The sequence below is a fragment of the Methylobacterium amylolyticum genome (assembly GCF_030700245.1).
Lineage (GTDB): Bacteria > Pseudomonadota > Alphaproteobacteria > Rhizobiales > Beijerinckiaceae > Methylobacterium.
Window position 1 is genome coordinate 97,567 of the sequence record NZ_JAUYZI010000020.1, and the last position, 10,130, is coordinate 107,696.

Annotated in this window: 12 protein-coding genes; 4 read left to right on the forward strand and 8 right to left on the reverse strand. The window is 74.4% G+C overall.

What is annotated here, in order from left to right; all coding sequences use genetic code 11:
• Positions 1-30 precede the first annotated feature (30 nt).
• Positions 31-639, forward strand: a complete 609-nt coding sequence (locus Q8W71_RS15725) for a Uma2 family endonuclease (protein WP_305526324.1) — start codon at positions 31-33, stop codon at positions 637-639.
• Between the two features lie 372 nt (positions 640-1,011).
• Here Q8W71_RS15725 and Q8W71_RS15730 read toward each other — a convergent pair whose 3' ends face one another.
• From Q8W71_RS15730 to Q8W71_RS15750, 5 genes are all read right to left on the reverse strand, one after another.
• The gene (locus Q8W71_RS15730; RefSeq protein ID WP_305526325.1) at positions 1,012-2,778 is read right to left on the reverse strand and encodes a DEAD/DEAH box helicase; all 1,767 of its coding nucleotides are present in this window, start codon (positions 2,776-2,778) and stop codon (positions 1,012-1,014) included.
• 79 nt (positions 2,779-2,857) lie between these two features.
• Positions 2,858-3,634, reverse strand: a complete 777-nt coding sequence (gene cobF, locus Q8W71_RS15735; RefSeq protein ID WP_305526326.1) for a precorrin-6A synthase (deacetylating) — start codon at positions 3,632-3,634, stop codon at positions 2,858-2,860.
• A 53-nt stretch (positions 3,635-3,687) separates the two neighbouring features.
• The gene (locus Q8W71_RS15740) at positions 3,688-4,116 is read right to left on the reverse strand and encodes a type II toxin-antitoxin system HicB family antitoxin (RefSeq protein ID WP_305526327.1); all 429 of its coding nucleotides are present in this window, start codon (positions 4,114-4,116) and stop codon (positions 3,688-3,690) included.
• Positions 4,117-4,139: 23 nt separating this feature from the next.
• Positions 4,140-4,373 carry a type II toxin-antitoxin system HicA family toxin gene (locus tag Q8W71_RS15745; protein WP_305526328.1) on the reverse strand — a complete coding sequence of 78 codons (234 nt, stop codon included), beginning with the start codon at positions 4,371-4,373 and terminating at the stop codon, positions 4,140-4,142.
• Positions 4,374-4,519: 146 nt separating this feature from the next.
• Complete coding sequence (locus tag Q8W71_RS15750) at positions 4,520-5,656, reverse strand: pyridoxal-phosphate dependent enzyme (protein ID WP_305526329.1); 1,137 nt, start codon at positions 5,654-5,656, stop codon at positions 4,520-4,522.
• A gap of 128 nt (positions 5,657-5,784) precedes the next feature.
• Between Q8W71_RS15750 and Q8W71_RS15755 the strand changes: the two genes are divergently transcribed.
• Positions 5,785-6,033, forward strand: a complete 249-nt coding sequence (locus tag Q8W71_RS15755; RefSeq protein ID WP_305526330.1) for a type II toxin-antitoxin system Phd/YefM family antitoxin — start codon at positions 5,785-5,787, stop codon at positions 6,031-6,033.
• A gap of 195 nt (positions 6,034-6,228) precedes the next feature.
• Positions 6,229-6,561, forward strand: a complete 333-nt coding sequence (locus Q8W71_RS15760) for a hypothetical protein (RefSeq protein WP_305526331.1) — start codon at positions 6,229-6,231, stop codon at positions 6,559-6,561.
• 31 nt (positions 6,562-6,592) lie between these two features.
• On the opposite strand, the gene Q8W71_RS15765 is transcribed toward Q8W71_RS15760, so the two are convergent.
• Positions 6,593-7,687 carry a molybdopterin-dependent oxidoreductase gene (locus tag Q8W71_RS15765; RefSeq protein WP_305526340.1) on the reverse strand — a complete coding sequence of 365 codons (1,095 nt, stop codon included), beginning with the start codon at positions 7,685-7,687 and terminating at the stop codon, positions 6,593-6,595.
• Between the two features lie 202 nt (positions 7,688-7,889).
• Here Q8W71_RS15765 and Q8W71_RS15770 point away from each other — a divergent pair, with 202 nt between their 5' ends.
• Positions 7,890-8,360, forward strand: coding sequence for a DoxX family protein (locus tag Q8W71_RS15770; RefSeq protein ID WP_305526332.1), 471 nt, complete (start codon positions 7,890-7,892; stop codon positions 8,358-8,360).
• Positions 8,361-8,379: 19 nt separating this feature from the next.
• Here the strand turns inward: Q8W71_RS15770 and Q8W71_RS15775 are convergent, their stop codons facing one another.
• Positions 8,380-8,985: a glutathione S-transferase gene (locus tag Q8W71_RS15775; protein ID WP_305526333.1), complete on the reverse strand. Its 606-nt coding sequence runs from the start codon at positions 8,983-8,985 to the stop codon at positions 8,380-8,382.
• A 104-nt stretch (positions 8,986-9,089) separates the two neighbouring features.
• A partial coding sequence (locus Q8W71_RS15780; protein WP_305526334.1) for a transposase occupies positions 9,090-10,130 on the reverse strand: 1,041 nt, incomplete at its 5' end.

Here is a 10,130-nt window from a genome sequence, read left to right on the forward strand (position 1 = left end):
CACGTCGCATCCGGAGCGCCGGAGGGCTTCATGGCGGACCCCGTCCAGCGATCGTCCGCGCTGACGATCGCCGCGTTCGACAGCTTCGTCGCCGGGCAGCGCGACGATCGCGACTGGGAGCTCGTCGACGGCGAACTGGTCATGATGACCAACCCGACGGAGAACCACGAGCAGATCGCCGGCAATGTCGGCGCCCCGCTCAAGCTGGCGATGGATGCGGCGGGCTGCCGGAGCTACCAGGGCGGGATGCGCGTCCAGCGCTCGGATGACGGCCGTGGCCGCGACAAGACGAAGCCCGATATCGTCGTCCGCTGCGGTCCGCGGCAGAACCAGACCTACGTGACCGATCCGGTCGTGGTGGTGGAGGTGCTGTCGCCGTCGACGATGGATCACGACCGCGGCGGCAAGCTCGCATTCTACAAGTCGCTCCCGACCCTGCGCCACATCGCCCTGATCTACCAGGACCAGATGCGGGTCGAGCACTATCGGCGGGATGAGGCCGGGTGGACGATGGAGGTCCTCGTGGCGCCGGGCACCCTGCTCCGGTTCGAGGCCGTCGACTTCGAGATCGACCTCGACCGCATCTACTTCGACGTTCCCGTGCCCCGCGCAATCATCGGCGCCGACAATTCCCGGTAGCGGCTCGTGCTACCGACAGAGGCGGTGGGGCAGGGCAGTCGAATCGGCTCCGGTCGCGTTCCCGACGCCTTCCTGCAGGCCCGGGCCGGTGCATTTCGACCGTCGTTAAAGCCGTTCCAGCCCCCGGTCCGGCGTTCGCATAAGATATATTATGGAACCTGAACCTCTGGCCGACCGGGTGAGGGGAGTTTGCATTCCAATCTGGCATGCCGGATCGCCGGCCTCCGGCAGGTCCGGCCCCGACGCCGGCATGCCACGGCCCGAACCCCGTCGCCCCGCCGCGGGTCGCCGCACCGGATCCGTCGCAGGCCGGCCGCATCCCGGGTGAGGGCGGTCCGGGCCCCCTGCCCCGCCGCCCGGTCACACCGCCCGTCACGCGGCGCGGCCGACGAGCCGGCGCACGTCGCCGACCACCCGGCCCCCGGCCGCCCGGCAGGCGATCTCCTCCGACAGGCGGCCCCGCCGCACCCGGATCGCCGCGGGCGGCTCCAGGCCGTCGGCGCCGTCGAGGAAGCCCGCCGCGTCCATCGGCGCGTCGCGGCCGCCGCCGAGGCCGCGCCACCACAACACCGCCTTCTCGCGGGCGTAGCCGCTGCCCCCCGGCTCCAGCCGGACGCGCCAGACCCCGTCCGCACAGGCACCGTCCGCCCAGGTCAGCACCACGTCGAGCCCGTCCGCGGCCGCCTCCAGGCGCCAGCCGGTGACCGGGCGCCAGTCCTCGGCCCGATCCGGTCCGTCCGGGGCAGGGCCGTCCGGGGCGGGGCCGTCCGGGGCGGGGCCGTCCGGGGCGGGGCCGTGGGGAACCGGGTCCCGCCCGAACACGGCGTCGGAGAGGATCGGCAACGCGTCCTCGGCGGAGGCCTCGTGGCCGGGCTCCCGCTCCGTCTCCGGCTCGGTCCAGCACGCCTCGCAGGTGGAGGCGTTGAGGGCGATCAGCGCCCCGCAGCCGGGGCAGGGCTTGGCGCGCAGGCCCCCTGCCCCACCCCGGACCTCGGCCGCGGTGCGGACGGTGACGGCGTCGACCGGCCCGTGCATCCGCACCAGCCCGGCATAGTCGAGGATCAGCGCGTCGGCCTTGCCCGGCGCCCGGCGCAGCGCCCGCCCGACCTGCTGCACGTAGAGCCCGGTGCTGCGGGTCGGCCGCAGCAGGGCGACGAGGTCGACCTCGGGGGCGTTGAAGCCGGTGCCGAGCACGCCCACCGACGTGAGGCAGCGGATCGTCCCGGCGCGGAACGCCGCCACGATCCGGTCGCGCTCCCGCCGGCCGGTGCCGCCGTCCACCGTCTCGCAGGAGAACCCCTCCGCCCGCACCGCGTCGCGCACCGCGGCGGCGTGGGCGAGCCCGGCGCAGAAGGCGAGCCAGGAGCGGCGGTCCCGGCCGTACTCCGCCAGCTCGGCCACCGCGGCCCGCGTGATCCAGGCGCGGTTGACCGCGGCCTCCAGCTCGCCGGGGATGTAGTCGCCGCCCCGCCGGCCGACGCCCGTCACGTCGAGCTGCGTCAGCGTCGCCTTGGAGACCAGCGGCGCGAGGTAGCCGCGGCGGATCAGGTCGCCGGTATCGGCCTCGTAGGCGATGCCCGAGAACAGCCGGCCCGGGCCCTGGTCGAGCCGCCCGGAATCGAGCCGGTAGGGGGTGGCGGTGAAGCCCGCCACCCGCATCCCCGGGGTGAGGGCGCGCAGGCCCGCGAGGAAGCGGCCGTAGCGGGTCTCGGCGGCGCGCGGGATCAGGTGCGCCTCGTCGACGATCACGAGGTCGCGGGGGCCGATCCCCTCGAGCCGGTCGGCGACCGACTGGATGCCGCAGACCAAGACCTGCGCCCCCGCCTCCCGCCGCCCGAGCCCGGCGGAGAACACGCCGGCCGGCGCCTCCGGCCAGTGGTTCGTCAGCTCGCAAAAATTCTGGGCGACCAGTTCGCGGCTGTGGGTGACGATCGCCACCCGGGCGAGGGGGTTTTTTTCGAGCGCCTCCCGCGCGAGCGCCGCGATGACCAGGGCCTTGCCCGCGCCGGTGGGGAGCACGACGAGGTGCCCGGGGGGCTCCGCCTCCCCTCCCCCCTCCCGCGCCGACGCCTCCGCCCGCGCCCAGGCGGCCCGGAGCGCGTCGAGGCTCGCGCGCTGGTAGTCCCGCAATCGCAGCATGGCGGGCGTCTACCCGGCCGGACCCGCCCTGTCCGTGGCCCGGGAGTCACGGCGCGGCGAGAGTCACGGCGCGGAGGCGTCACGGCGTACCCGCCTCCGCCCGCCGCACCAGCAAATAAATGTCCATGATCCAGCCGTGCCGGGCGCGGGCCTCGGCCCGGACCCGGCGGATCTCGTCGGCGACGGCGCCGAGGCGGCCCGCGACCAGGATCTCGTCCGGGCTCCCCAGATAGGCGCCCCAGTGGACCGTCAGGTCGGGGTCGAGGCCGGCGAAGGTCGGGTCGCCGTCGAGCATCACCACGACGCTGTCGACGCCGGCCGGCCAGCCGGCGGCGAGGCGGCGCCCGGTGGTGATCTGCACCGCGCCGCCGATCGTGTTCAGCGGCACGCCGTGGCGGGCGGCGAGCACGCTCACGCTCGACAGGCCGGGGACGATCTCGCAGGTGAGCGCCAGCCGCCCGCGCGCCCGGATGCGGTCGAGGATGCGCAGGATGCTGTCGTAGAGCGCCGGGTCGCCCCAGACCAGGACGGCGCCGACCTCCCCGGCCGCGAGGCTCTCCGCGAACGCCGCCTCCAGCCGCTCCGCCCGCTCGGCGTGCCACGCGTCCACGGTGGCGGCGTAGTCGGCCGGCCGCCGCGCGCGGGGCGGGTCGGCCACCGTCACCAGCCGGTAGGGCTTGCGGATATGCGCCGCGCAGATGCGGGTGCGCACGGTCACGAGGTCGGCGGTCTCGGCCCGCTTGTCGAGGACGAACACCGCGTCGACATCACGGAGCGCCCGCACCGCCTGGAGGGTCAGGTGCTCGGGATCACCCGTGCCGATGCCGACGACGCGGATCTGTTTCGGTTCGGGCATGCTCCGCCGCCATCTCGCGCCCGGCCGCGCCGGGGCTCAGGGCGTATACAGCCTCAGGCGTCGGCCGGAAGCCGGACTCTCAAGCGAGCCTTCATGCGCGCCTTGGCGGCCCGGGCGAGAAAACCGGAACGGCTCTCGCCGGCCGCCTCCGCCGCGCGGTCGACCTGCCGCAGCAGCCCCTCCTCCATCGAGATGGTGACCCGCACCACCCGTCCCGGAAGCTCGACCTGGACGAGGCCGACCATGGCCCCCGCGCTGTCGGCGCGGAAGTCCGGATCGGCCTTCAGAGCGTCGAGCGGGCGGGGGACGGGAACCGGATCCCCGTCCGCGATCAGGCCGTCCACGTGGAAGGCCAGCATGTCCGCCGCCTTGCGGTAGAGCGTGTCGAGATCGCCCGCCACCGTCGTCGCGCCGGGGAAGTCCGGGAAGGAAGCCCCGTAGGCACCCGCCTCGGTATGGATCAGCATCACGACGTGGACCATCGCCTCGCGTCCTCTGCCGGGCGTCACCAAGCCCACCCCGCCTGCCGGTAGATGCTGCGGAGCGTGCCTGTCGGGATTTCCAGCGTGCCCATGTCCACCGTGACCTTGCCCGGCTTGGTCGGATGCTTGAACTGCACGTGGTCGCCTGGACCCTTCCGGTAGATGTCCCAGCCGTCTGCCCGGAGTGCGCCGATCACATCGCGTGTCTTACGGCTGCGCGGCGACCTGGGCATCCGGCCGTCCTCGACGGACGCCATCCTGGCGCCCGTTCAGTGTGTAAAGATACGCATCGTGGCGTGCTGTTCAATGCCGGGTTGGAACCGACCTTGTACAGCGGCTACAGCCCGCACGATCGTCAGGGTGATTGCGCATGGGGCTCTCCTGACGGTCCGCCCCGGCCGGCCTACGGCGCCTGCCCCAGCAGCTCGGCGATGCGCGGCGTCGCCTTGATGCCGGTGCCGGTGAGCACCGCGACGACCGTCTCCCCGGCGCCGATCGCGCCGCGGGCGGTCAACCGGTCGAGGGCGGCGGCGGCCATGGCGCAGGTCGGCTCGACGTAGAGGCCGGCGGCGGCGAGGTCGCGCAGCCCCGCCTCGATCTCCGCCTCGGAGGCCGCCACCGTCCCGCCGCCGGACCGGCGCAGGGCGTCCAGCACCGCGCGCCCGCGCACCGGCCGGGCGATCGAGGCGCCCTCGGCCAGCGTCGGGCGCGGGTCGACGGGGACGAAGTCGTCCGCCCCCGCGTCGAAGCCGGCGTGCAGGGGGGCGCAGTGGGCCGGCTGCACCGCGTAGAGCCGGGGCAGCCGGTCGATCGCGCCGCGGCGCAGCAGCTCCGAGAAGCCGATGTCGCAGCCCAGCACGTTGCTGCCGGCGCCGCAGGGGATGATCACCGCGTCGGGCGCGCGGAAGCCCAGATCCTCCCACAGCTCGTAGGCGAGCGTCTTGGTGCCCTGGAGGAAATGGGCCTGCCAGTTGTGGCTGGCGTAGAAGATCTCTTCAGCCTGCGCGACGGCCGCCTCCGCCGTGTCCTGGCGGGTGCCGGGGATCAGCTCGACCTCGGCCCCGCAGGCGCGCATCTGCACCGTCTTGGCCGGCGAGGTCGAGGCGGGCACGAGGATCTTCGCCCGCAGGCCCCCGGCGGCCGCGTAGGTCGCCACCGCCGCGCCGCCGTTGCCCGACGAATCCTCCAGCACCGCGTCGATCCCCTGCTGGCGCAGGATCGACAGCATCACCGCCGCGCCCCGGTCCTTGAAGCTGCCCGAGGGGGCGAACCATTCGAGCTTGAAATGCGCCTCCCGCCCGCGGAAGCGCCGCCGCACCAGCGGCGTGCAGCCCTCGCCGAGGCTGATCGGGTCGGCCACCGCCACCGGCAGCGCCGCGGCGTAGCGCCAGAGCGAGCGCGCGGCGGTGTCGATGTCCCCGCGGTCGAGGCCGGGCAGGGGCGTGATCATCAGCGGCCGGCCGGCATCCGAGCGCCAGCGCGGGACGTCGATCGGGTAGGTGCTGCCGTCGAGCGGGTCGATGTAGGCGGGTGTGGTCATCGTGTCTCCGAACAAGTCTCGCCGCGGAGGCGCCACGAGGACGGTCCCCGTCCCTGGTCCGCGAGGCGCGTTGTGTCCCGTCACCCCCGGTCTTGTCCCGGCTCGCGGCATCCGGCTAGAGTCATGGCATGGATCCTGTCAGTGCGATGGATGCCAGGGATCGGCTGGATGCCCTTCTCGACCAGGTCGAGCGCGGGCATGAGGTCGTGATCACGCGCAGCGGCAAGGCCGTGGCGCGCCTCGTGCCGGCCGCCGACCGCGACCGGTCGCGGGCGGCCGTCGAGGCGTTGCGCGCCCTTCGCGCGGGCTTGGCGGCGCGCGGCGTCGCGTTCACGGCCGCGGAACTGAAGGATCTGCGCGACGAAGGCCGGCGGTGACCGTCCTCGACACCCTGCGGTCGTTGCCGTCGAACGCGGCGGTGCCGGCGATGCGGAAGCGGTCCGGCCCGAGTCGGCCGGTGACGATCTCGGCCGCCGCGTCGAGGATGCCCATCTCGGGCCGGCCCCCGGGAGCGATCGGGCCGCGCCGGTGTTGACCCCGCGGGCCCCGGCGGCCCGGCAGGACGCACCGCGATGCTGACCCGGACGGCGATCTACGAGGGCACGGTCCGCGCGGGCCGGGAGGAGGAGTTCTTCCGCCGGGTGCGCGACGAGCTGGAGCCGTTCTGGCGGCGCTTTCCCGGCGTCACGGCCGTGCGGGTGCAGCGCCTCGTCTCGAAGGACGCCGACGCCCGGCCGATCGCGATGATCCTGGAGATGGACTTCCCCGATCAGGCGGCGCTCGACGCCTGCCTCGCTTCCTCGATCCGCCCCGAGTCGCACGCGGCGACGGAGGCGGTGATGACCCTGTTCGAGGGCCGCTTCTACCACCTCGTCAGCGAGGCGCACGCGCTCCCGGTCGGGTGACCCGCGCGGGGCCCGGCTCCGTGCCGCACCGTCAGGCCTCGACCCGCACCGCCACCCGGTGCCACGCGGTGTTGAGGTAGCCCTTGCGGTTCCAGACCGCCTCGGGGGAGGCCGGCTGCGTCTGGCCGGCGGCGTCCCAGGCGCGCACGGCGAGCTCGCACGCGCCCGCGGGCAGGTCGAGGTCGGCGGACCAGAACGTCCAGGCGTGGGGCGCGCCCGCCTCCAGCCGCGCCTGGACCCAGCTCCGGCCGCCGTCGCCCGACACGTCGACGCGCGCCACCGGCCGGTCGCCGCAGACCGCGTAGCCGCGCAGGCGTGCCGGGCCCGGGCGCAGCACCGCCCCCCGGGCCGGCTCGCAGATCGCGCTGTTGAGCGGCATCCCGTCGATGATCAGGCCTAGCGCCGGGGCGGCGCCCTCGGGATCGACGTCGGCCGGGTAGAGCCGGTAATCCGCCGCCTGGATCGGGTTGTCGGAGGGGCGATCCTGCACGGTGACCGCGTCCAGCCATTTCGGGCTGCGCACGCCCGCGTAGCCCGGCACCACGGCGCGCAGGGGGAAGCCGTGCTCGGGCAGGAGCGGCGCCCCGTTCATCGCCCAGGCCAGCACGGTCTCCGGCGCCAGCGCCTTGGCCAGCGGGATCGAGACGCCGTAGGGCCGCCCCGTCTCGTGGACGGTGTCGCGGCTCTCGAAGGCTACGTGCCGGTCGTCAGGGCTGCCGTCTCGGCTGCCGTCCCGGTTCACGCCCCCCTCCCCCGCGCCGGCCGCGCGCAGCACGTCGGCGAGCCGCACGCCGGTCCAGTCGGCGGTGCCGATGGCGCCCGCCTCCCACGGGTCGCCGGTGACCGGGGCGACGGCCCGCAGGTCGCCCCGGCGGTTGCCCGCGCATTGCAGGGTGGCGGTGACGGTGACCACCGGGAAACGGGCCCGCAGGTCGTCGAGGGACAGGGCCAGGGGCGCGCCGCCGCCCGCGACCCGCAGCCGGTAGGCGGCGGCGTCGATCGCCGGCAGGTCGCCGTGACTGCGCACGTAGAAATCCTCCGCCGCCGTGCGGAAGGCGGCGCGCAGCCGCGCCAGCGGCGGCTCGGCGTTGTAGGGCGCCCGGCCGTGGACGATCAGGCGCGCCATCCGGGCGGTCGGATCGCGGGCGGTCGGATCCTGGGCGGTCGGGTCGGTGTCGGTGGGCGCTGGCATTCGGTCTCGGTCCCGGGATTCCCGGAGCAACGCGCCGGCCCCGCACCGGTGGCGGCGCCCGAGAAGAAACCTTTACCGTCCTCGTGGTTTGGGGATGCGATGGCCGGCGCGCCCGGCCCCGGAGTCTCGCGCGGACATGCTCACCCTCAGCGTCGCGGTCGCCTTCCTCGTGCGGCTGATGCTCGTCCTGCTGTTCCTGCCGTTCAGCGCGCTCGACAAGATCGTGAACTTCCGGGGGGCGGTGGGCCAGGCGCGGGAGGCGGTGCACGCCACGGCGCCGGCCGTCGTCCTGATCCTGATCGGCCTGTGCGTCGAGATCGGGATGTCCCTGTGCATCCTGACCGGGTATTTCGACCGCGCCGCCGCCTTCGTGCTGGCCGGCTATTGCGGCGTCACCGCGCTGCTGTGGAAGCAGTTCTGGGCGCCCGGCGACTTCTGGGCCGGCGGCAAGGGCCGCGAGCTGTTCTGGGACTTCCTGAAGAACTTCGCGCTGGCCGGCGGCTTCCTGCTGATCACCTTCGGCACGGGGGCGGGGACGGTGGAGAGCTTCTTGGCGAACCCGCTGGCCTCCTCCAACCCCTACGCCGTCGCCGCGCCGCGGCCCTGATCCGGCTCAAGCCACCCGCTCAGCCTCTCGGCGCGGTGGCGGCCATCGCCGGGCGGGCCGAGAAGGCCGCGTACCAGGCCGCGCTCGCAGGGCGGCCCTCGCGCCACGCCAGCTCGGGGAAGCGGAAGTCGAGGTAGCCGAGCGCGCAGGCGATCGCCACCGCGCCGATGTCGAGGGCGGGCATGGCGGGCACCAGCGCCTCGATCCGGTCGAGGGCGGCGGTGATCTTGGCCACCTGCCCGGCGTCCCAGGCTGCCCACCGCTGGGCCTCCGGGCGCAGCACCCGCTCGTAGCGGGTGAGGAGCGCGGCATCGAGCAGCCCGTCGCCCAGCGCCTGCCGGGTCAGCGCGTCCCAGCGCGCCGGCCCTTGCGGGAACAGGCCCGGGCCGTCGCCGAGGCCGTCGAGGTACTCGCAGATCACCCGGCTGTCGTAGAGGACGGTGCCGTCGTCGAGCAGCAGCGCCGGCACCTTGCCCAGCGGGTTGTGGGGGGTGACGTCGGGGGCCGCCCCGGTCGGCGCGGTGGCCGCGGTGGCGACGGTGATCCGGCCGGTCAGCCCCCGCTCGTGGGCCAGCGCCAGCACCTTGCGCGCGTAGGGGGAGGCTGGGGAGTAGAGGAGCTTCATCGGCCGCTTCCCGTGTGTCGGACGGCCGGACCTCGCACCGTTTCAGCGCGGAATCCAGCGCCGTCGCGGGATCCGGGTTTCGAAAGGGCTGCGCCCCAGCCCTTTCAAGGTGTTTTGCTTGCCAGGCGGGTTGCGGTGGAGAAGTGGGGTCCGCTGGTGGGCCCGGACTTTGCCGTTCGATCCTTGGGTTTTCGGCGGCCGGCTCTGACGCGTGCGGGGTCGATGCGGCGGGCCAAGCTCAGCAGGCGCGCGGCCAGGGCTGGCGGGTCGATCGGGCCGCAGGCCGCCCAGTGCTCGGGCGGCAGGGCGATGCACAGGCCATCGTAGCCGCTGCGGATCTGCAGCACGAGGTGATACAGCGACACCTTCGGCGCGGCCCCCGCGTCCGGGGCGTGCGCGCGCTCCACGCAGCGCTCGATCAGCGCCAGCACGTTGTAGGCCAGCAGCGCCACGCTGAAGCCGAGAAGCGCCGCGCGCGGATGACCGAGGCTCGGGATCTCGCTGCGCAACACGCCCTCCAGACGCTGGAACATGCCCTCGATGCGCCAGCGGTCCCGGTAGGCCTGCGCGATCTGCGCGGCCGTCACCGTGGCCGGCAGGTTGCTCCACAGCCGCAGCACCCGGTCGCCCGCCTGGGTCGGCTGCGCCAGGGTCAGTTCGATGCGCCGCCACGGGACGGCCTGCTCCGGGCCCGACGGCTCCTGGGGTAGATGCTCCTGGGGCGGAGGCTCCTGGGGTGGATGCTCCTGGGGTGGATCGAGCGTGATCGTCTGCTCGCGCAGGCGGCCCGTCTCGGTCCGGCCCGCCGCGTGCCAGTCTCCCGCATCCCGCAGGCGGGGATGGTTGGCGTGCTCGCGCACCACGAAGCTGGCCCCGGCCGCCGCCCAGCCGCGCAGCAGCGCGCCGGGGCAGAAGTGGCGGTCGCCGATCCAGACCTGTCCCGGACCGGCCCGTTCCAGCAGGGGGGCGGCCAGGGCACGCTCGTGCTGGTAGGCGTCCTCGCCCGCCACCAGATCGGTCACCAGGCCGCTGTCGGGATCGTAGACCACCATCGCCAGCCCGGGCAGGGCCGCCCCGCGCACGCCGCGCAGGGCCTTCAGGCGCTTCTGGCTGGCCGGCAGGTGGTTGCCGTCGAGGATCCGGAT

Excerpts from the sequence above, each read along its gene's own strand:
- Q8W71_RS15725 (WP_305526324.1), top strand. The coding sequence starts at position 31 with ATGGCGGACCCCGTCCAGCGATCGTCCGCGCTGACGATCGCCGCGTTC.
- Q8W71_RS15730 (WP_305526325.1), bottom strand. The coding sequence starts at position 2,778 with ATGCTGCGATTGCGGGACTACCAGCGCGCGAGCCTCGACGCGCTCCGG.
- cobF (WP_305526326.1), bottom strand. The coding sequence starts at position 3,634 with ATGCCCGAACCGAAACAGATCCGCGTCGTCGGCATCGGCACGGGTGAT.
- Q8W71_RS15740 (WP_305526327.1), bottom strand. The coding sequence starts at position 4,116 with ATGGTCCACGTCGTGATGCTGATCCATACCGAGGCGGGTGCCTACGGG.
- Q8W71_RS15745 (WP_305526328.1), bottom strand. The coding sequence starts at position 4,373 with ATGGCGTCCGTCGAGGACGGCCGGATGCCCAGGTCGCCGCGCAGCCGT.
- Q8W71_RS15750 (WP_305526329.1), bottom strand. The coding sequence starts at position 5,656 with ATGACCACACCCGCCTACATCGACCCGCTCGACGGCAGCACCTACCCG.
- Q8W71_RS15755 (WP_305526330.1), top strand. The coding sequence starts at position 5,785 with ATGGATCCTGTCAGTGCGATGGATGCCAGGGATCGGCTGGATGCCCTT.
- Q8W71_RS15760 (WP_305526331.1), top strand. The coding sequence starts at position 6,229 with ATGCTGACCCGGACGGCGATCTACGAGGGCACGGTCCGCGCGGGCCGG.
- Q8W71_RS15765 (WP_305526340.1), bottom strand. The coding sequence starts at position 7,687 with ATGGCGCGCCTGATCGTCCACGGCCGGGCGCCCTACAACGCCGAGCCG.
- Q8W71_RS15770 (WP_305526332.1), top strand. The coding sequence starts at position 7,890 with ATGCTCACCCTCAGCGTCGCGGTCGCCTTCCTCGTGCGGCTGATGCTC.
- Q8W71_RS15775 (WP_305526333.1), bottom strand. The coding sequence starts at position 8,985 with ATGAAGCTCCTCTACTCCCCAGCCTCCCCCTACGCGCGCAAGGTGCTG.